This window comes from Kitasatospora sp. GAS1066B, from assembly GCF_041262605.1.
Classification (GTDB): domain Bacteria; phylum Actinomycetota; class Actinomycetes; order Streptomycetales; family Streptomycetaceae; genus Kitasatospora.
In genome coordinates, this window is the sequence record NZ_JBGCCO010000019.1 from 103,068 (window position 1) to 121,993 (window position 18,926).

Below are 18,926 nucleotides of genomic sequence, written 5' to 3' on the forward strand. Positions count from 1 at the left end.
CCATGTCGACCACCGCTCAGCGCCGCGTCCTGCTCGCCGCCCCCCGGGGCTACTGCGCGGGCGTCGACCGCGCCGTCATCGCCGTGGAGAAGGCCCTGGAGCAGTACGGGGCGCCGATCTACGTCCGCAAGCAGATCGTTCACAACAAGTACGTCGTGCAGACCCTGGAGAAGCAGGGCGCGATCTTCGTCGACGAGACGGAGGAGGTGCCCGAGGGCGCGATCGTGGTCTTCTCCGCGCACGGCGTGGCGCCCTCGGTGCACGACGAGGCGAAGGCCGGCAAGCTCGCCACCATCGACGCCACCTGCCCCCTGGTGACCAAGGTGCACAAGGAGGCCGTCCGGTTCGCGGACGAGGACTACGACATCCTGCTGGTCGGCCACGAGGGCCACGAGGAGGTGGTCGGCACCATGGGCGAGGCCCCGGAGCGGATCCACCTGGTGGACGGTCCCGAGGACGTCGCGAACGTGCGGGTCCGCGACGAGAGCAAGGTCGTCTGGCTCTCCCAGACCACCCTGTCGGTGGACGAGACCATGGCCACCGTCGGCGAGCTGAAGAAGCGCTTCCCGCTGCTGGTCTCGCCGCCCAGCGACGACATCTGCTACGCCACCCAGAACCGTCAGGTGGTGGTCAAGCAGATCGCTCCCGAGACCGACCTGCTGATCGTGGTCGGCTCCAAGAACTCCTCCAACTCAGTCCGGCTGGTCGAGGTCGGCCTGGAGTACGGCGCCAAGGCCGCCCACCTGGTGGACTTCGCCGACGAGCTGGACGAGGCCTGGCTGGCCGGCGTCACCACGATCGGCCTGACCAGCGGCGCCTCGGTGCCGGAGATCCTGGTGCAGGGCGTGCTGACCTGGCTGGCCGAGCGCGGCTTCGAGGACGTCCAGGTGGTTCGCACGGCCGAGGAGACGCTGACCTTCTCGCTGCCCAAGGAGCTGCGCCGCGACCTGCGCGCCGAGGCGGCCGGCAAGCTCTGAGCCCCGTCCGGCGGCTGACGCTGTGGCAGGTTCCGAGCTGCTTTCGTCGGCGCGCTCTCGTACGGTGAAGGTCGGCTGATCCGGGTGGGTCGGCCGATCCGGTCGAACGGCTGATTCCTCCAGGAGGCTCGACGTGGCGGCAACCGAAGTGTTCGGCGTGGACATCGGCGGCTCCGGCATCAAGGGCGCGCCGGTCGACCTGGAGCGCGGCGAGCTGTCCGCGCCCCGGCACAAGGTGCTCACCCCGCACCCGGCCTCGCCGGAGTCGGTGGTCGCCGCGGTCAAGGAGGTGGTCGAGCACTTCGACCACCGCGGGCCGGTCGGCCTGACCTTCCCCGGCGTGGTGATCGACGGCCACACCCGCAGCGCCGCCAACGTGGACCCGGGCTGGATCGGGCTGGACGCCGCAGGCCTGTTCCGCGAGGCGCTGGACCTGCCCGCCACCGTGCTCAACGACGCGGACGCGGCGGGCCTGGCCGAGGTCGCGCACGGCGCGGGCCGTGCCGCGCGCGGTGTGGTGCTGGTGCTGACCTTCGGCACCGGGATCGGCAGCGCGCTCTTCGTGGACGGCACGCTGGTGCCCAACACCGAGCTGGGCCACCTGGAGCTGCGCGGCAAGGACGCCGAGCGGCGGGCTTCGGCCGCGACCCGGGAGCGGCACGAGCTGAGCTGGTCCGAGTGGGCGGTCCGGGTGGACGAGTACCTGGATCTGGTGGAGCGGCTGTTCTCGCCGCAGCTGGTGATCATCGGCGGGGGCGTCAGCCGCAAGCACGAGAAGTTCCTGCCGCTGCTCACGAAGCGGGCGGCCACCGTGGTCCCGGCCGCACTGCGCAACGACGCCGGCATCGTCGGCGCCGCGATGGCCACGCTCAGGCCGGGGAACTGAGGCCCCGCCGGCTTTCGGGGGTCGGCGGCCCCGGTGTCAGCGGCCCCGGCGGATCCGGCGCTGGGCGACGAACCGGGCCGCCACGATCAACGCCGCCAGGCCCGTCCCGGCGAACAGCCAGGCGGCCCGCAGCGCCAGACCGGCGCAGAGCGACAGCACCTGCCCGACCACCCCGGGCACCGTCACCGGGTCGAGCAGCGCCACCGTCAGCGCGAAGGCGAGCGGACCGCTGACCGGCGCGGCCGGCAGGTCGGCCAGCCGGACCCGCACCGCGGTCTGGAAGCAGACCAGCAGGAAGCCGATCTCGAACAGCAGCCCCAGGCTGCCGAACAGCCAGTGGTCGAGCAGCCCGAAGGCGAGGGTGCCGAGCACCGACAGCACGCCGGCGCCGATCCCGGTCAGCCGGGCCGGTCGCCCCGGCGGTCGCCCGGTCGCCGCCCCGCCCCCGGCCATCCGCTGCCGCAGTCGGGCCAGCGGGGCGGCACTACCGGAGGCGGGCCGGAGTCTGGAGGGCCGCGCGGTGACGGCATCGCGGGGCGCGGCCGGCCCCGGAACGGCGGCCTCGCGGGACCCGCCGCCGGCTGGCGGTCGGGGCCGGGGCCCGGGCGGCTGGGTACGGATGCTCTGCTCCACACGCCCAACGTACGGTCCGATTTACATCACCTTGGGTAATGACGCCTCAAGACCTCGTGCGTGTCCTGCCCAACCGGCTGCGGCAGCGCAGTCACCGGCCCACCCCGGCTCCCCGGTCGGTCTCCCGACGGTGGGCCGTAGACTTGGCGGTCGGCCCGTACGGTGCCGCTCCACGCCCTCCAAGCCCACGGGATCGCGCTTCATGTCGCTCACGATCGGAATCGTCGGTCTGCCGAATGTCGGCAAGTCGACCCTGTTCAACGCCCTGACCAAGAACGACGTCCTGGCGGCCAACTATCCGTTCGCCACCATCGAGCCGAACGTCGGCGTGGTCGGCGTCCCGGACGCCCGGCTCGCCGTGCTCGCCAAGATCTTCGGCTCCGAGCGGATCCTGCCCGCCACGGTCGACTTCGTGGACATCGCGGGCATCGTCCGCGGCGCCTCCGAGGGCGAGGGCCTGGGCAACAAGTTCCTCGCCAACATCCGTGAGTCGGACGCGATCTGCCAGGTCATCCGGGCCTTCAACGACCCCGACGTGGTCCACGTGGACGGCAAGGTCTCGCCCAAGGACGACATCGAGACCATCAACACCGAGCTGATCCTGGCCGACCTGCAGTCGGTCGAGAAGGTGCTGCCGCGCCTGCAGAAGGAGGCCCGGCTGAAGAAGGAGTCGGCCGCCACGCTGGCCGCCGCCGAGGCCGCCCAGAAGGTGCTGGAGTCCGGCAAGACCCTCTTCGAGGTCGGCTTCGACTCCTCCTCGGTGCGCGAGCTGCACCTGCTCACCACCAAGCCCTTCCTCTACGTCTTCAACGTCGACGAGGAGGAGCTGACCGACGAGGAGTTCAAGGACGGCCTGCGCGGCCTGGTCGCCCCGGCCGAGGCGATCTTCCTGAACGCCAAGATCGAGTCCGAGCTGATCGGCATGGACGACGACGACGCCCTGGAGCTCCTCCAGTCGATGGGCCAGCAGGAGCCCGGCATGGCCACCCTGGGCCGGGTCGGCTTCGCCACCCTGGGCCTGCAGACCTACCTCACCGCCGGCCCCAAGGAGGTGCGCGCCTGGACCATCAAGAAGGGTGCCACCGCCCCCGAGGCCGCCGGCGTGATCCACACCGACTTCCAGAAGGGCTTCATCAAGGCCGAGATCGTCTCCTACGCCGACCTGGTCGACTGCGGCTCGATCCCGGAGGCCCGGGCCAAGGGCAAGTCCCGCATCGAGGGCAAGGACTACGTGATGCAGGACGGCGACGTGGTGGAGTTCCGCTTCAACGTGTGAGCGGATGACATAACACCACGTTGCTGACGTGGCAAACACGCAGGTCGCACGGGGTCCGGCTCTACCGAGTCGGGCCCTGCTGGTTTCCCGTGCTGGGATGGTGCTGGGAAATCTGGCTGCCCGTCAGCTGTTCCCCCGCCGAGCGAACGTCGAGAGTGGTACGTTATTAGGTACCACTTGAGGGAGGGGTCGGGTCATGTCCATAACTGCGAGCGAAGCCCGCAAGGAACTCTTTCCGCTGATCAAGAAGGTCAACGAGAACCACGAGGCCATCGAGATCGTCTCCAAGCACGGCAATGCCGTACTTGTCTCGGCCGAGGACTACGCGGCGTTGAGTGAGGGCTCGTACCTGCTGCGCTCTCCGGCGAACGCTCGGCGGCTCCTCAAGGCGTATGAGAACGCCCTGGCCAACGTCAACCTGTCGGAGCGTGAGCTGATCGATCCCGAGTCGACGGACGCAGGTGCGGGTGCCGCGTGAGGCTTGTCTTCGAGGATCAGGGCTGGGAGGACTACACGTCCTGGCTCAAGAACGACCGCAAGATGCTCGCCCGGATCAACAAGCTCATCGAGGACGTCAGACGTGACCCCTTCACGGGCATCGGCAAGCCGGAGCCGCTGAAGTATCACCTGCCGGGGGCCTGGTCACGGCGGATCGATGACGAGCACCGCCTCGTCTATCTGGTGACGGACAAGGAGATCGTCATTCTCGCGGCCCGGTACCACTACTGAACTCTCATGCCGGCCGGGTAGTGCTGGGATGTGTTCCCGTGCTGGGGCAGTGCTGGGATGGCCCCCTCTAAAGAGACGTTTCCGCAGGTCGGAGCTCTGTGTTCGACATTCCGCTTCAACGTCTGACCCGCCTTCAGCGTCTGACCCGCGCACCGCCGCGCCGGCGGCCCGCCTCTTCGGGGTGGGCCGCCGGCGTTTCACTGTCCGGCAGGTCAGCTCTCGTAGTGATAGCGGCACTGGGCGATCAGGATCGAGTCGTCGGTGACCTTGTAGATCAAGCGGTGCTCGTCGTTGATCCGCCGTGACCAGTAGCCCTGGAACCCGTGCTTGAGCGGTTCCGGCTTGCCGATCCCCTCGTTGCCGTTGCGCGCGACATCGGCGATGAGTGTGTTGATCCGCTTGAGGATCTTGCGGTCCTGGAGCTGCCACCACAGGTAGTCCTCCCAGGCCCGGGAGGCGAAGGTGATCTTCACTCCGGGTCCGCCAACTCCCGTACGGTCCCGCCGCCGCTCTCCAGTTCCTCGATCGAGGCCAGCAGGCGGCGCGCGTTCGCGGGGCTGCGCAGCAGGTAGGCGGTCTCCTTCAGGGACTGGTAGTCCTCCAGCGAGACGATGACCACCGGCTCGTGTCCGGCGCGAGTGATCACTATCTCCTCGCGGTCGTCCGTGACCGCGTTGAGCACCTCGGCGTAGCGCGCGCGGGACTCCGAGTAGGTCATCGTCTTCATGGCTGCGCTCCTCCGGTAGGTACAAGAAACTGTACGCCCATGCCGATATGGCGACAAGGGAGCGAGCACCCGTCCGGCGGCCATGGGCCCGGTGTGGGGTCAGGCGGTGACCTGGACCAGCACCGTGCCGTCCGGGCCTGCGGTGAGCCGAACCTGCTCCAGGGTGTCCACGTGCAGCGTCGGCCGGTGCGCCGCCGCGCGGGGGCCGACGCCCAGCACCCGCATCCCGGCGGCCCTGCCGGCGGCGATGCCGGCCTCGGAGTCCTCCAGGGCCAGGCAGTGCTCCGGGGCGACGCCGAGTTCGGCGGCGGCCTTGAGGAAGCCCTCGGGGTCGGGCTTGCTGGCGCCGACCGACTCGGCGGTGATGGCCAACTCCGGCATCGGCAGGCCGGCCGCGGCCATCCGGGTCCGGGCCAGCGCCAGGTCGGCGGAGGTGACCAGGGCGTGCGGGAGGCCGGCCAGCGCGGCCAGGAAAGCGGCGGCGCCGGGCACCTCGACCACGCCTTCGGTGTCAGCGGTCTCCAGGGCGAGCATCTGCCGGTTCTCGGCCAGGTTCTGCTCCATCGGCCGGTCCGGCAGCAGGATCGCCATGCTCAGGTGGCCCTGGCGGCCGTGCACCACGGACATCGTGTGGTCGCCGTCCAGGCCGTGGTCGGCGGCCCAGCGGCGCCAGCAGCGCTCGACGACGGCGTCCGAGTTGACCAGGGTTCCGTCCATGTCCAGCAGCAGGGCGCGCACGGACAGTTCGGTGGCGACGGTCATGCCGGGGCTCCTCGCAAAGCGATGGTTATGTTCCCTCAGGATACAAAAGGTGCCGGTTGACCTCCCGGGCCGCCCCGGCCAGCTCCGGCAGCTCCACCACCTCGACCCCGGCGGCGGTCAGCCGGTCGACGCCCTCGCAGCCGGTGACGAAGAGGTCCGGCTCCCGCCAGGCGACCACCACCCGGGGGATCCCGGCGGCCAGCACCAGGTCGGCGCACGGGTGCGGGCGCGAGGCGCGGCGGCTGCACGGTTCCAGCGAGCTGTAGAGGGTGGCGGCACGCAGCCGCGGGTCGCCGGACGGCAGCTTGCCGAGCGCGGACTCCTCGGCGTGCACCACCGGATCGTCCTCGCGGCTGTGGCCCTCGGCCAGCACGGTGCCGTCCGCGCCGACGATCACCGCGCCCACCGAGAAGGCCGTCGCCGAGGGCGGGCAGTGGCGGGACAGCTCGATGGCGCGGGCCAGGAAGGACAGGTCACTCACGCGGACTCCTTGAGGGCGTACCGGAGCAGGACGACGTCGCCCACCGTCCGGGCGGCGAGCAGCCGCAGCCGACGGCCGCTGCCGCCGGGGAACTCGGCCGGGTTGACGAAGCGGGGCGCCGAGGCGTGCCCGACCAGCAGTGGCGCGACGGCCAGTTGGAGCTCGTCGGCCAGCCCCTCGGCGAGGAACTGGGTGTGCACCGAGCCGCCGCCCTCCACCATCAGCCGGCCCACCCCGCGCCGTCCGAGGTCGTCGAGCAGCGCGCCGAGCCCGACCCGCTCGCCGAGCCCGGTCACCTCGGCCAGCCCGGCCAGCCGCTCCCGCAGGCCGGCCGCCGCCTGGTCGGTGGTGTACACCAGGCGTTGCTCGCCGGTGTGCCAGAACCGCAACTCGGGCGAGAGGTCGCCGCGCGCGCTCAGGGTCACCTTGAGCGGGTGGGCGGAGCGCCCCGCGGCCACCCGGGCGGCCCGCCGGTCGGGGTCGTTGACCAGCAGCCGGGGGTTGTCGCGGCGCAGCGTGGTGGAGCCCACCAGGATCGCGTCGCAGTCGGCGCGCAGCTGGTCCACCCGGTCGAAGTCGGCCGGGTTGGAGAGCAGCAGGCGTTCGGGAGAGGCGTCGTCCAGGTAGCCGTCGATCGACATCGCGGCGCTGAGCAACACGTACGGGCGGGTGGGCATGGTCCCAACCGTACGATGCCCGGGCAGGCGGCCCGTTACGGGCGGGGTGGCAACGGCAGTGGCAGACCCGGCAGGCCGTCCACGCTGACGCCGACGAAGTCCTTCTTCTCGCAGTACTCGGCGAACTCCGCCTCGCTCTTGCGGTCGAAGTAGTCGGCGTGCAGCGCGCGGTCCTCGCGGTACTCCAGGTACGGCACCGCGAATCCGCAGGAGTCGCTGATCCGCTCGGCACGCACCAGGACGACCGCGCGCAGCCCGCCGCCGTCCGCCGTCGGGGCGAAGTGGCCCAGCAGCTCGGCGAAGCGCGGATCGTCGCGGAACACCGGCTCGCCCCGGCCGTGCACCCGGACCACGGTGGGTGGGCCGGTGAAGGCGCACCACATCAGCGTGATCCGGCCGTTCTCGCGCAGGTGGGCGATGGTCTCGGCGTGGCTGCCGCCGAAGTCCAGGTAGGCCAGGGTCAGCTCGTCCAGGACGGCCAGGGTGCCGGCGCGGCCCTTGGGGGAGAGGTTCACATGGCCGTCCTCGGACAGCGGTGCGGTGGCGGTGAAGAAGATCGGCTGGACTTCGATGAAGGAGCGCAGCCTGCCGTCGATCCGTTCGTAGCTCTTTCCCATGGCTCGATTATTCGCGCGACCGTCCGCGAGGTGAACCGCTTTCCATGGAGTCTCGCACTTCGGGACGGATATTCTTGATCCCTGAGACGATCGCTAGGCTCAGGATCCTGCCGGAAGTCCAGTGAGCCTTGGAGGAACGAGCCATGACGGAGCATCAGGCGATCTACACGCACGGCCATCAGGACGCGGTGCTGCGCTCGCACCGCAGCCGCACCGCGGCCAACTCGGCCGCCTACCTGCTGCCCGAACTGCGGGCCGGGCAGACGCTGCTGGACGTCGGCTGCGGCCCCGGCACGATCACCGCCGACCTGGCCGAGCTGGTCGGACCGACCGGGCGGGTGGTGGCGGTGGACAGCTCGCCCGAGGTGCTGGCGCAGGCCGCCGAGTACCTGGCCGGGCGAGGGCTGGACAACGTCGTCCTGGCGGTCGGTGACATCCACCGACTGCAGTACGCCGATGGTGAGTTCGACGTGGTCCACGCCCACCAGGTGCTGCAGCACGTGGCCGACCCGGTGGCGGCGCTGCGGGAGTTGCGCCGGGTGGTGGCGCCCGGCGGCGTGGTGGCCGTGCGGGACGCCGACTACCAGGCGATGACCTGGTATCCCGAACTGCCGGAGCTGACCGCCTGGCTGGACCTGTACCGGCGCACGGCGCGGGCCAACGGCGGCGAGCCGGACGCCGGGCGCCGGCTGCTGGCCTGGGCCCGGGCGGCCGGCTTCACCGAGGTGACGGCCGGCAGTTCCAGCTGGACCTACGCGACGGCCGGCGAGCGGCTCTGGTGGGGCGAGTCCTGGGCCGAGCGGGTGGTGAGCTCCGGGCTGGCCGCCACCGCGCGGGAACGCGGCTTCGCCGACGACGCCGAGCTGGCCGTGATCGCCGACGGCTGGCGGCGCTGGGCGGTGGATCCGGACGGCTGGTTCGCCGTGCTGAACGGGGAGGTGCTGGCCCGGGGTTGAGGCCCGCCCCGGCGCGGTGGGCCGGGTCGGCGGGCCCGGGTCGGTGGACTTCGTGCAGTACGGATCGGCCGAGTCGGCGCTGACCTGTGACCGGACTAGACCTTGCGCCACGGCGGGAGCCGGTCCACCCTTGCGATAGCCGTACGCGTGGCGTCCTTCGCTCACGCGTCGGCCGAACGGGGGCGAACGGGGGCAGTGTGCGCGTCAGTGGGCGGAAACCGATGCGGGTGACGCATCGGCCGAGCCGGTCGAATACGAACCGGGCGGTCAGGGGGAGCGGGCGACGCCCGCCCGACCGGACCCCGCGGCTTACCCGCCGTTAACCCGGCTGTCCGGGTGCGTGACGGCACCGAAACCTCGTCCGTACGTCCCGTTAGCGGGCCGTCCCTAACCTCGGGTCAGGGCCGGCCGACCCGCCCGGGCCCGACTCGACCCCCACCGAGCCGGGCCCGGCGCGCTGCCGCCACCAGCGAGGGAAGCCCTAAGCTCCCCGGCATGGAGAACCGGATCGTGGTCGGCGGCGCGCTGATCCACCAGGGCCGGGTGCTGGCCGCCCGGCGCAGCGCGCCGCCCGAGGTGGCGGGGCGCTGGGAGTTCCCCGGCGGCAAGGCCGAGCCGGGGGAGAGCCAGCAGCAGGCGCTGGAGCGCGAGCTCTTCGAGGAGTTGGGCGTGCGCGCCCGGGCGCTGCACCGGCTGGCGGGGGAGTGGCCGGTCCGGGCGGGACTGGTGCTGCGGATCTGGACGGCGGAGCTGCTGGAGGGCGAGCCGCAGCCGCTGGAGGACCATTCCGAGCTGCGCTGGCTGGGGCCTGACGAGTTGTCGGCGGTGGACTGGCTGGAGCACGACCGCGCGGTGCTGCCGGAGGTCGCCCGGCTGCTGGCCTCCGCTGACGCGTCGTGAGCCGAGCCCGGCTGACCGGGCGAGCCGCTCGGCCACTCCTGGGACCAATCGGAAAAGATGACCCGAACGCCCGGATAGTGCGTGATCCCTTGGGGTATGTCACAGTTCGGCATGATCTGTGACGATTGGTGAGTCACGCGTACTCCGTCCGAGTCGGTACTTGGGAGGCCCCGCCGGTGACCAGCACGGGTAGCGGCGGGCGAGCGCGGCCCCGCCCCGCGCGGACGGGTGGCGCCGCCGCCCGCGCGCGCCTGCGGGTCAGCGCTCCGACCACCGCGTCCGGCGGCACCGGCGCCCCCGCCGCCGACCCCCGCCCGCCGCGCTCCACGGCACCCACCACCGCGCCCGCCGCCCGCCGCGGCGGCCCCGCCGCACCGTTCCCCACCGCCGGCCCGCCGCCCGTCCCGGGCCACCCGCACGGCGAGCACACCCAGGGCAGCCTCTTCGACGTGGTCAAGGTCGCCATCGCGATGCTCGACACGGCGGGCCGGGTGGTGCTCTGGAGCCCGGCGGCCGAGGAACTGCTCGGCTGGCCCAGCGAGGTGCTGGTGGGCCGTCGGATCGAGGAACTGGTGGTGGACGAGCAGCAGGTCGCCGACCTCCGTGAGGTGTTCCGGGCGGCGCTGCGCACCGGCAGCTGGCAGGGCCTGACCCAGCTGCGGCACCGGGACGGCCCGAGCATCCCGGTGGAGGCCCGGATCTCGCTGCTGGTGGACGGCGACGGCACCCCGTTCCTGCTGGTCGCGCTGGCCGAGGCGCGCACCCTGCAGGCCGTGGAGCGCGATCTGGCGGTGCGTGACGCGCTCTTCGAGCAGTCCGCGCTCGGCATCGCGGTGCTGGACACCGACCTGCGCTACACCGCCGTCAACCAGACGCTGGCCGAGATGAACGGGGTGGCCGCCGAGGACCACGTCGGGCGGACCACCGGCGAGACGCTGCCCGAACGGGCCGCCGACGAGATCAGCGTGATCCAGCGTCAGGTGCTGGCCACCGGCGATCCGGTGATCGACGTCACGCTGGCCGGCCCGAGCACCGCGCGCTCCGGCTACCGGTCGATCTCCTACAGCCGGCTCACCGACCGCGGCGGTCGGGTGCTGGGCATCTCCGGCACCGTGATGGACGTGACCGAGCGCTACCGCGCGGTGGCCAAGGTCGAGCACGCCCGCCGCCGGCTCGCCCTGCTGAACGAGTTCGGCTCGCGGATCGGCGACCTGCTGGACGCCGCCCGGATCGCGCAGGAGCTGGCCAGCGCGGTGGTGCCGCGGCTGGCCGACTTCGCGGCGGCGATCCTGCTGCAGGCGGTGGCGCACGGCGACGACCTGCCCCGGCACGGGCACGACCGGCGAACCTCGCTGCTGCAACTCGGCGTGGCGGCCGCCCAGGACGGTGAGGAGGTGGAGGTGATGCTCCGCCGGGGCGCTCGGATCAGCTTCGCCGAGGAGTCCTGCTACGGCCGGGTGCTGCGCACCGGTGTTCCCGAACTGCTCTCCGGTGCCGAGGAGTTGGAGGACGCCACGTACCCCGGGGATCCCAAGGTGCGGGCCGCCCTGACGCTCGGCGCGCACTCCGTGCTGGTGGTCCCGCTGCGGGCCCGGGGCATCGTGATCGGCCTGCTGGTGCTCAGCCGGGCGGGGCGGCGCGAGGCCTTCGACCGGGACGACCTGGCCTTCTCGGTGGAGCTGGCCGACCGGGCCGGCAGCTCGCTGGACAACGCCCGGCTCTACGTGCGCGAGCGCACCGCCGCGCTCACCCTGCAGCGCACCCTGCTGCCGCAGCAGGTGCCGCAGCCCACCGGCGTCGAGGTGGCCTACCGCTACGTGCCGGGCAGCAGCGGCACCGAGGTCGGCGGTGACTGGTTCGACGTGATCCCGCTGCCCGGCGACCGCACCGCGCTGGTGGTCGGCGACGTGATGGGCCACGGCCTGCGGGCGGCCGCCACGATGGGCCGGCTGCGCACTGCCGTGCGGGTGCTCGCGGCCCTGGACCTGCCGCCCGACGTGCTGCTGCGGCACGTCCACGAGTTGGCCGACGATCTGGCCCAGGGGCCGGACGAGGCGTTGCTGGCCACCTGCGTCTACGCGGTCTACGACCCGGCCACGGCGCGCCTGACGGTGGCCAAGGCCGGCCACATCCCGCCGGTGCTGATCCACCCGCCGACCCCCGGCCCGGCCCGCACCGGCAGCCCGCTGCTCGGCGGCGAGGGCCGGGTGCTGGACCTGCCCTCGGGCGCTCCGCTCGGGGTCGGCGGGGTGCCCTTCGAGTCGGTCGAGCTGCTGATCCCCGAGGGCAGCGTGCTGGCGCTCTGCACGGACGGCCTGGTCGAGTCCAGGGACAAGGACCTGGACGTCGGCCTCGGGCGGCTGCAGGCGGTGCTGGAGAAGCCGTACGGCTCGATCCAGCACGCCTGCGAAGCGGTGCTCGACACCATGGAGCAGGGCCGTGAGCCGGACGACGTGGCCCTGCTGCTGGCCCGGCTCGGCCGTGGCGAGGAGGGGGCCCGCACCGTCGGCTGGACGCTGCCCGCCGAGCCCACCGCGGTCTCCCGGGCCCGCCGGCTGGTCCGCGGCGCGCTCCAGGAGTGGGACGCGGAGGAGCTGACCGACACCGTCGAGCTCCTGGTCAGCGAGCTGGTGACGAACGCGGTGCGGTACGCGAGCGCGCCGATCGGGGTGCGGCTCACCTACGGCGAGACGCTGCTGGTGGAGATCTCCGACCCGCTGCCCGATCCGCCCAGGGAGCGGCACGCGGCGGCCGCCGACGAGGGCGGCCGAGGCCTCGAACTGGTCCGCAGGCTGGCCCTGCGCTGGGGGGCGCGTGCCGAGGGAATGGGCAAGGTGGTCTGGTTCGAACAGGAATTGTCGGGGAAGGAAACGATTCACGATTGAATCGGGCGATGGTCGCTCAAATTTTCGAATGCTCAGACCTGCTCATGACAGATATCCTTGGCCGGCGCACGGCGGTGGACCAGGGGCGCGCACGTGGCAGGCTGGTAGCGCGAGGCTGGGGGCAAAAACCTTCGCCCGATTTGATGTTGTGATGTTGAGGGCGTGTGCGCCCGCCCTCGGATGATGAATACTCGGTCATCTCAGGTCTTCTCGACATCCGAATGGGCGCGGGTTGGAGGGGTCGGTCCTTGAACAGCATGCCGGCGCGGGAAGCGCTGACTGGTAGCGGTCATGCCGCCGTGCCCGGGCAGGCGGGCGCACCGGTCACCACCGGCGTCCCCGACCCGGTCGCGCACCGCGCCGACCCCGCCGCACCCGCGCCCGGCCCCGCGCCGCGCTGGGGCGACACCGACCCCGGCTCGATCTACGAGTACATCCGGGTCGCCACCTTCGCGATCGGCCCCGACGGGCGGATCAGTCAGTGGAGCGAGCGGGCCGCCGACTTCTTCGCGCTGCCCGCCGCCGAGGCGCTCGGCGCCGACCCGGTGACCACCCTGGTGCCGCGCGAGCTGTGGCGCCGCGGCCGGTCCCGGCTGGAGCTCACGCTGGCCGGCGAGGAGTGGGTGGGCACCGTGCCCTACCGCGAGCCGGACGGCGGCGAGGGGTTGGCCGAGGTCTACCTGATGCCCGCCGTCGCCCAGCACGGCCCGGACGGCGAGGTCGCCGACGGCCCGGGCGGTGCGCTCTGTCTCGCCGTCGACCTGGGCAAGTTGCGCCGGATCGAGACCGACCTGGCCGCCTCCGAGGCGGTCTTCGGGCAGACCCCGAGCGGCTTCTTCCTGTTCGACCGGCAGCTGCGCCTGCAGCGGGTCAACCAGGCCTTCGCCGGCGCGGTCGGCGTCGAGCCCGACGCGCTCTGCGGGCTGACCGCGCACGACCTGTTCTCCTCCTCCGAGGCCGAGCGACTGCAGGCCGCGCTGCGCCAGGTGCTGGAGAGCGGCGACCCGGTGGTCGACCTGCGGTTCAACGGCACCGTGCCGACCCGCGGCGGCGAGCGCCGCTGGGCGATCTCGCTCTACCGGCTGACCGGCCCCGGCGAGCGGCCGATGGGCGTGGCCGGCCAGGTCAACGACGTGACGGGCCGGCACGTGGCCGAGCGCGAGGCCGCCGGGGTGCGCCGCAACCTGGCCCTGGTCAACGAGGCCAGCGCGCACATCGGTTCCACCCTGGACCTGGAGACCACCGCCAAGGAACTGCTGGACGTGGTCGTCCCGCAGTTCTGCGACCTGGCCACGGTCGACCTGTACTCCGCGCTGCTCTCCGGCGAGAGCGGCCCCTCACTGGCCGGCAGCGCCCCGTACGACGGCAGCGGCGAGCTGCGCCGGGTCGCGGTCTCCAGCGTGGTCGGCGGCGCCTCCTCGATGGACTTCGGCTCGCTGCTCGGCGGCGACCAGGGCTTCCCGGAGTCCTACGGCGCCCGGCTGGCCGCCGCCGAGGCCGGCGGCACGCTCTGCTACCCGCCGCGCTCCCCGCACGCGCGGGCGCTGCGCACCGGCCGGAGCGCGATCCCGGACCCGGGCCCCGACCCGCTGCTGCGCAGCACCCTGGTGGTCCCGCTGGTGGCCCGGGACGTGGTGCTCGGCCTGGTGCAGCTCTCCCGGGCGATCGGCAGCGAGCCGTTCGACGCCCGGGACGTGGCGATCGCCGAGGAGATCGCCGCCCGGGCCGCGGTCTGCGTGGACAACGCCCGGCTCTACCGGCGCGAGCACGAGCGCGCGCTGATCCTGCAGCGCAGCCTGCTGCCCCCGGGCAACCCCGAGGCCAGCGGCCTGGAGATCGCCTGCCGCTACCGCCCCAGCAACAACAACACCGAGGTCGGCGGCGACTGGTTCGACGTCATCCCGCTGCCCGGCAACCGCACCGCGCTGGTGATCGGCGACGTGATGGGGCGCGGACTGCGCGCCGCCGTGGCGATGGGTCAGTTGCGCACCGCGGTAAGGACCTTGGCCATGCTCGACCTGGAGCCGGCCGAGGTGCTCGGCTCGCTGGACGAGATCGCCCGCGGCCTGGGCGACCCGGGCCCCGGCCCGCTGCCGGGTTACGGCGGCGCGGCCCGCCCGGGCGACGAGGACGCGGTCGAGGTCTACCTGGCCACCTGCGTCTACGCCGTCTACGACGCGGTCACCCACCGCTGCGTGTTCGCCAACGCCGGCCACCTGCCCCCCGCGCTGCTCAGCCCGGGCGAGCCGGCCCGGATGCTCGACGTGCCGCCGGGCCTGCCGCTGGGCGTGGGCGGCGAGCCGTTCGAGGAGGTCACCCTGGTGCTGCCGGACGGCGCGCTGCTCGGCCTCTACACCGACGGCCTGGTGGAGTCGCGCAAGCACCAGCTGGACGAGGGCCTGCACGCCTTCCGCACCGCTCTGGAGAACGGCGCCCCGGCCCTGGAGACGCTCTGCGACCAGGTGCTCAACGAGCTCGACCCGCACCACGGCGAGGACGACATCGCCCTGCTGATGGCCCGGGTGCGGGCGCTGCCGGAGAACGCGGTGGGCGACTGGAAGCTGCCGCCCGAGCCCACTTCGGTGGCCAAGGCCCGCGAACGGGCCTGCGCCTGGTTGCTGGCCCGTGGTCTGGACGAACTGGTCGACACCACCGAGCTGCTGGTCAGCGAGCTGGTGACGAACGCGCTGCGGCACGGGCGCGGCGACATCCGGCTGCGCCTGCTGCGCGACACCGCGGTGGTCTGCGAGGTCTGGGACGACGGCTACGCCCAGCCCCGCCAGCGCCGGGCCCAGGAGACCGACGAGGGCGGGCGGGGCCTGCAACTGGTCAGCCTGCTGGCCGAGCGCTGGGGGAGCCGGCGCACCCCGCACGGCAAGATCGTCTGGTTCGAGCTGAGCATCTGAGCCCCGCGAGGGGGCCCAGACGCGCGCTCAGCTGTGGGCTCGGCCGTGGCTTCAGTCCCGGGGTCGCCGACCGATCTTCGACCCGAGCCAGACCAGCGGGTCGTACTTGCGGTCGGCCACCCGTTCCTTGAGCGGGATCAGGGCGTTGTCGGTGATCCTGATGTGCTCGGGGCAGACCTCGGTGCAGCACTTGGTGATGTTGCAGTAGCCCAGCCCGTGCACCTCCTGCGCGCTCGCCCGGCGGTCCAGGCCGTCGGCCGCGGCCGCGTCCAGCGGGTGCATGTCCAGCTCGGCCACCCGCATCAGGAAGCGCGGGCCGGCGAAGGCGCCCTTGTTCTCCTCGTGGTCGCGCACCGCGTGGCAGGTGTCCTGGCACAGGAAGCACTCGATGCACTTGCGGAACTCCTGCGAGCGCGCCACGTCCTCCTGCCGCATCCGGTACTCCCCGGGCGCCAGGCTGGCCGGCGGTACGAAGGCGGGCACCTCGCGGGCCTTGGCATAGTTGAAGCCCACGTCGGTGACCAGGTCCCGCACGTGCGGGAAGGCGCGTAGCGGGGTGAGCACCACCGGCTGGTCCGGCGGCAGCGCCGACAGCCGGGTCATGCAGAGCAGCCGCGGCCGCCCGTTCACCTCGGCGCTGCACGAGCCGCACTTGCCCGCCTTGCAGTTCCACCGCACCGCCAGGTCCGGCGCCTGGGTGGCCTGCAGCCGGTGGACCAGGTCAAGCACCACCTCGCCTTCGTTGGCCGCCAGCCGGTAGGAGACGAAGCCGCCCTCGCCGCCCTCCCCGCGCCACACCCGCAGCTCCCGCTCATCGCTCATCTGCCAGCTCCTCCGGGGTGAAGTACTTCGCCAGTTCGGCGCGGTCGAACAGCGCCAGCAGATCGGCGCGGAACGGCGGGTTGGCCTGCCGTTCCACGGTCAGCCGCTCCTCGTCCAGCGAGCAGAGCAGATTCACCCGCCGCCAGTCCCGGTCCATCCCGGGCCAGTCCTCCCGGGTGTGCCCGCCCCGGCTCTCCCGACGCAGCAGCGCCGCCTGGGCCACGCACTCCGAGACCAGCAGCATGTTGCGCAGGTCCAGGGCCAGGTGCCAGCCCGGGTTGAACTGCCGGTGGCCCTCCACCGCCACCTGGTCGGCCCGCCGGCGCAGCCCGGCCAGCCGGTCCAGCGCCTGCTTCATCTCGCCCGCCCGGCGGATGATCCCGACCAGGTCGTTCATGGTCTGCTGGAGCTCCTGGTGCAGCGCGTACGGGTGCTCGACACCCTCGCCGAAGGGCGCCAGGGCCTCGGCGGCGGCCGCGTCCAGCTGGGTCCGGTCGAGCGTCGGACGCTGCGTCAGTTCGCTGACGTACCGGGCCGCGTGGAGTCCGGCCCGACGTCCGAAGACCAGCAGGTCGGAGAGCGAGTTGCCGCCCAGCCGGTTGGAGCCGTGCATGCCGCCCGCCACCTCGCCCGCCGCGTAGAGACCGGGCACGGCGGGGCTGGCCGCGGTGTCCGGGTCCACCTCGACCCCGCCCATCACGTAGTGGCAGGTCGGGCCGACCTCCATCGGCTCGCGGGTGATGTCGACATCGGCCAGTTCCTTGAACTGGTGGTGCATCGAAGGCAGTCGCCGGATGATCTCCTCGGCCGGCAGCCGGCTGGAGACGTCCAGGAAGACCCCGCCGTGCGGGGTGCCGCGGCCGGCCTTGACCTCGGAGTTGATCGCCCGGGCCACCTCGTCGCGGGGCAGCAGCTCGGGCGGTCGGCGGTGCTTGCCGGGGTCCGCGTACCAGCCGTCCGCCTCCGCCTCGGTCTCGGCGTACTGGCCGCGGAAGACCTCGGGCACGTACTCGAACATGAACCGCTTGCCCTCGCTGTTGCGCAGCACCCCGCCGTCGCCGCGCACCGACTCGGTGACCAGGATCCCCTTCACGGAGGGCGGCCAGACCATGCCGGTCGGGTGGAACTGGATGAACTCCATGTTCAGCAGCCGGGCGCCGGCCAGCAGTGCCAGGGCGTGGCCGTCGCCGGTGTACTCCCACGAGTTGGAGGTCACCTTGAACGACTTGCCGATCCCGCCGGTGGCCAGCACCACGGCGGGCGCGGCGATGGTGAAGAACTGCCCGCTCTCCCGCCGGTAGCCGAAGACGCCGGCCACCTGATCGCCGTCCTTCAGGATCCTGGTGACGGTGTACTCCTGGAAGACCTTCAGGCCCGACTCGTAGTCGCCACTCTCGCGATGGTCGGCTTGCTGGAGGGCCACGATCTTCTGCTGCAGGGTGCGGATCAGCTCCAGTCCGGTCCGGTCGCCGACGTGCGCCAGCCGCGGGTACTCGTGCCCGCCGAAGTTGCGCTGCGAGATCCGCCCGTCCTTGGTCCGGTCGAAGAGCGCGCCCCAGGTCTCCAGCTCCCAGACCCGCTCCGGCGCCTCCTTGGCGTGCAGTTCGGCCATCCGCCAGTGGTTGAGGAACTTGCCGCCGCGCATGGTGTCGCGGAAGTGCACCTGCCAGTTGTCGCCGCTGTTCACGTTGCCCATCGAGGCGGCGATCCCGCCCTCGGCCATCACGGTGTGGGCCTTGCCGAAGAGCGACTTGCAGATCACCGCGACCCGCATGCCCTGCTCGCGGGCCTCGATCGCGGCCCGCAGCCCGGCCCCGCCGGCGCCGACCACCACCACGTCGTAGCTTTCGTAGTCGTCCACTGGGCTCCTCAGAAGAACTTCGGATCGGCGAAGGCGCCGGACGAGACCAGGTACACGTAGAGGTCGGCGATCCCGACCGAGGCCAGCGAGGCCCAGGCCAGCTGCATGTGACGGGAGTTCAGCCGTCCCACCAGCTGCCAGGCCCGGTAGCGCACCGGGTGCTCGGAGAAGTGCCGCAGCCGACCGCCGACGATGTGCCGGCAGGAGTGGCAGGAGAGCGTGTACGCCCAGATCAGCGTCACGTTCACCAGCAGCACCAGGGTGCCGAGCCCGGCGTGCCCCCAGGCGCCGGCCGCGTCGCGGAAGCCGAGCACCGCGTCATAGCTCAGGATCGCGGCCACCGGGATCGCCAGGTAGAAGAAGTACCGGTGCAGGTTCTGCAGGATCAGCGGGAACCGGGTCTCGCCGCTGTACCGGGCGTGCGGCTCGGCCACCGCGCAGGCCGGCGGCGAGGACCAGAAGGCCCGGTAGTAGGCCTTGCGGTAGTAGTAACAGGTCAACCGGAAGCCGAGCGGGAAGATCAGCACCAGCAGCGCGGGGGAGAGCCGCCACCAGTCGCCGATCACCGCCCAGTCGGCCCCGCCGCGCATCGGCACGCAGTTCGCGGCCAGGCAGGGGGAGTAGAACGGCGAGACGTACGGCGCCGCGTAGTAGTGCGCGCCTTCGAAGGCTCGCCAGGTCGAGTACCCGATGAAGACCAGCAGGCCCGCCGCCGTGCTCAGTTGGGGCAGCCACCAGCGGTCGGTGCGCAGGGTGCGTTCCGGGATCGCGGCACGCTTGGTCGTTATGGCCATCCTGTGAGTGTGACCTTGATCACAGCTGCTCGGAAGA

17 protein-coding genes and 1 pseudogene are annotated in these 18,926 nt (G+C 72.2%); 9 read left to right on the forward strand and 9 right to left on the reverse strand.

Features of this window, described 5'->3' with window-relative positions:
• Positions 1–2: 2 nt before the first annotated feature.
• Positions 3–977: a 4-hydroxy-3-methylbut-2-enyl diphosphate reductase gene (locus ABH937_RS21980; RefSeq protein ID WP_280687789.1), complete on the forward strand. Its 975-nt coding sequence runs from the start codon at positions 3–5 to the stop codon at positions 975–977.
• A 133-nt stretch (positions 978–1,110) separates the two neighbouring features.
• The gene (gene ppgK, locus ABH937_RS21985) at positions 1,111–1,863 is read left to right on the forward strand and encodes a polyphosphate--glucose phosphotransferase (protein ID WP_280687788.1); all 753 of its coding nucleotides are present in this window, start codon (positions 1,111–1,113) and stop codon (positions 1,861–1,863) included.
• A gap of 36 nt (positions 1,864–1,899) precedes the next feature.
• Here ppgK and ABH937_RS21990 read toward each other — a convergent pair whose 3' ends face one another.
• A complete protein-coding gene (locus ABH937_RS21990; protein ID WP_280687786.1) occupies positions 1,900–2,496 on the reverse strand; it encodes a DUF6542 domain-containing protein in 597 nt (198 codons plus the stop codon).
• 202 nt (positions 2,497–2,698) lie between these two features.
• Between ABH937_RS21990 and ychF the strand changes: the two genes are divergently transcribed.
• The 3 genes from ychF (at position 2,699) to ABH937_RS22005 (ending at position 4,501) form a co-directional block, all read left to right on the forward strand.
• Positions 2,699–3,772, forward strand: coding sequence for a redox-regulated ATPase YchF (ychF, locus tag ABH937_RS21995; protein WP_280687785.1), 1,074 nt, complete (start codon positions 2,699–2,701; stop codon positions 3,770–3,772).
• A 196-nt stretch (positions 3,773–3,968) separates the two neighbouring features.
• Positions 3,969–4,250 carry a type II toxin-antitoxin system prevent-host-death family antitoxin gene (locus tag ABH937_RS22000; RefSeq protein WP_280687784.1) on the forward strand — a complete coding sequence of 94 codons (282 nt, stop codon included), beginning with the start codon at positions 3,969–3,971 and terminating at the stop codon, positions 4,248–4,250.
• Positions 4,247–4,501, forward strand: coding sequence for a Txe/YoeB family addiction module toxin (locus ABH937_RS22005; protein WP_073443650.1), 255 nt, complete (start codon positions 4,247–4,249; stop codon positions 4,499–4,501). The genes ABH937_RS22000 and ABH937_RS22005 overlap by 4 nt, the downstream gene beginning before the upstream one ends.
• A gap of 212 nt (positions 4,502–4,713) precedes the next feature.
• On the opposite strand, the gene ABH937_RS22010 is transcribed toward ABH937_RS22005, so the two are convergent.
• The 5 genes and pseudogenes from ABH937_RS22010 to ABH937_RS22030 all read right to left on the reverse strand — a co-directional run bounded on the left by ABH937_RS22010 (position 4,714) and on the right by ABH937_RS22030 (position 7,765).
• Positions 4,714–4,974 carry a Txe/YoeB family addiction module toxin gene (locus tag ABH937_RS22010; RefSeq protein ID WP_280687780.1) on the reverse strand — a complete coding sequence of 87 codons (261 nt, stop codon included), beginning with the start codon at positions 4,972–4,974 and terminating at the stop codon, positions 4,714–4,716.
• On the reverse strand, positions 4,971–5,228 hold the full coding sequence (locus tag ABH937_RS22015; RefSeq protein WP_280687778.1) for a type II toxin-antitoxin system prevent-host-death family antitoxin: 258 nt from the start codon (positions 5,226–5,228) through the stop codon (positions 4,971–4,973). The genes ABH937_RS22010 and ABH937_RS22015 overlap by 4 nt, the downstream gene beginning before the upstream one ends.
• A gap of 99 nt (positions 5,229–5,327) precedes the next feature.
• Complete coding sequence (locus ABH937_RS22020) at positions 5,328–5,990, reverse strand: HAD-IA family hydrolase (RefSeq protein WP_370219169.1); 663 nt, start codon at positions 5,988–5,990, stop codon at positions 5,328–5,330.
• Between the two features lie 25 nt (positions 5,991–6,015).
• Positions 6,016–7,148, reverse strand: a pseudogene (locus ABH937_RS22025) (dihydrofolate reductase family protein).
• Between the two features lie 35 nt (positions 7,149–7,183).
• A complete protein-coding gene (locus ABH937_RS22030) occupies positions 7,184–7,765 on the reverse strand; it encodes a pyridoxamine 5'-phosphate oxidase family protein (RefSeq protein ID WP_370219170.1) in 582 nt (193 codons plus the stop codon).
• 143 nt (positions 7,766–7,908) lie between these two features.
• On the opposite strand from ABH937_RS22030, the gene ABH937_RS22035 reads away from it, so the two are divergent.
• The 4 genes from ABH937_RS22035 to ABH937_RS22050 all read left to right on the forward strand — a co-directional run bounded on the left by ABH937_RS22035 (position 7,909) and on the right by ABH937_RS22050 (position 15,412).
• Positions 7,909–8,721: a methyltransferase domain-containing protein gene (locus tag ABH937_RS22035; RefSeq protein ID WP_280687773.1), complete on the forward strand. Its 813-nt coding sequence runs from the start codon at positions 7,909–7,911 to the stop codon at positions 8,719–8,721.
• Between the two features lie 495 nt (positions 8,722–9,216).
• The gene (locus tag ABH937_RS22040; protein ID WP_280687771.1) at positions 9,217–9,621 is read left to right on the forward strand and encodes a (deoxy)nucleoside triphosphate pyrophosphohydrolase; all 405 of its coding nucleotides are present in this window, start codon (positions 9,217–9,219) and stop codon (positions 9,619–9,621) included.
• Between the two features lie 176 nt (positions 9,622–9,797).
• Positions 9,798–12,506 (forward strand): SpoIIE family protein phosphatase, encoded by a 2,709-nt coding sequence (locus ABH937_RS22045; protein WP_370219171.1) that lies wholly within the window; start codon positions 9,798–9,800, stop codon positions 12,504–12,506.
• A 257-nt stretch (positions 12,507–12,763) separates the two neighbouring features.
• Complete coding sequence (locus ABH937_RS22050) at positions 12,764–15,412, forward strand: SpoIIE family protein phosphatase (RefSeq protein ID WP_280688040.1); 2,649 nt, start codon at positions 12,764–12,766, stop codon at positions 15,410–15,412.
• A 51-nt stretch (positions 15,413–15,463) separates the two neighbouring features.
• Here the strand turns inward: ABH937_RS22050 and ABH937_RS22055 are convergent, their stop codons facing one another.
• Genes ABH937_RS22055 through ABH937_RS22065 form a run of 3 tightly spaced genes read right to left on the reverse strand, consistent with a single transcriptional unit; the run spans position 15,464 to position 18,889 of the window.
• Positions 15,464–16,234 (reverse strand): succinate dehydrogenase/fumarate reductase iron-sulfur subunit, encoded by a 771-nt coding sequence (locus tag ABH937_RS22055; protein ID WP_370219172.1) that lies wholly within the window; start codon positions 16,232–16,234, stop codon positions 15,464–15,466.
• Entirely contained in the window at positions 16,224–18,095 is a 1,872-nt protein-coding gene (locus ABH937_RS22060) for a fumarate reductase/succinate dehydrogenase flavoprotein subunit (RefSeq protein ID WP_370219173.1), read from the reverse strand. Before ABH937_RS22060 ends, ABH937_RS22055 begins: the two co-directional genes overlap by 11 nt.
• Before the next feature lie 8 nt (positions 18,096–18,103).
• Positions 18,104–18,889 carry a hypothetical protein gene (locus ABH937_RS22065; protein WP_370219174.1) on the reverse strand — a complete coding sequence of 262 codons (786 nt, stop codon included), beginning with the start codon at positions 18,887–18,889 and terminating at the stop codon, positions 18,104–18,106.
• Positions 18,890–18,926 lie beyond the last annotated feature (37 nt).

Excerpts from the sequence above, each read along its gene's own strand:
- ychF (WP_280687785.1), top strand. The coding sequence starts at position 2,699 with ATGTCGCTCACGATCGGAATCGTCGGTCTGCCGAATGTCGGCAAGTCG.
- ABH937_RS22015 (WP_280687778.1), bottom strand. The coding sequence starts at position 5,228 with ATGAAGACGATGACCTACTCGGAGTCCCGCGCGCGCTACGCCGAGGTG.
- ABH937_RS22055 (WP_370219172.1), bottom strand. The coding sequence starts at position 16,234 with ATGAGCGATGAGCGGGAGCTGCGGGTGTGGCGCGGGGAGGGCGGCGAG.
- ABH937_RS22065 (WP_370219174.1), bottom strand. The coding sequence starts at position 18,889 with ATGGCCATAACGACCAAGCGTGCCGCGATCCCGGAACGCACCCTGCGC.
- ABH937_RS22035 (WP_280687773.1), top strand. The coding sequence starts at position 7,909 with ATGACGGAGCATCAGGCGATCTACACGCACGGCCATCAGGACGCGGTG.
- ABH937_RS22000 (WP_280687784.1), top strand. The coding sequence starts at position 3,969 with ATGTCCATAACTGCGAGCGAAGCCCGCAAGGAACTCTTTCCGCTGATC.
- ABH937_RS22040 (WP_280687771.1), top strand. The coding sequence starts at position 9,217 with ATGGAGAACCGGATCGTGGTCGGCGGCGCGCTGATCCACCAGGGCCGG.
- ABH937_RS22020 (WP_370219169.1), bottom strand. The coding sequence starts at position 5,990 with ATGACCGTCGCCACCGAACTGTCCGTGCGCGCCCTGCTGCTGGACATG.
- ABH937_RS22050 (WP_280688040.1), top strand. The coding sequence starts at position 12,764 with ATGCCGGCGCGGGAAGCGCTGACTGGTAGCGGTCATGCCGCCGTGCCC.
- ABH937_RS21980 (WP_280687789.1), top strand. The coding sequence starts at position 3 with ATGTCGACCACCGCTCAGCGCCGCGTCCTGCTCGCCGCCCCCCGGGGC.
- ABH937_RS22030 (WP_370219170.1), bottom strand. The coding sequence starts at position 7,765 with ATGGGAAAGAGCTACGAACGGATCGACGGCAGGCTGCGCTCCTTCATC.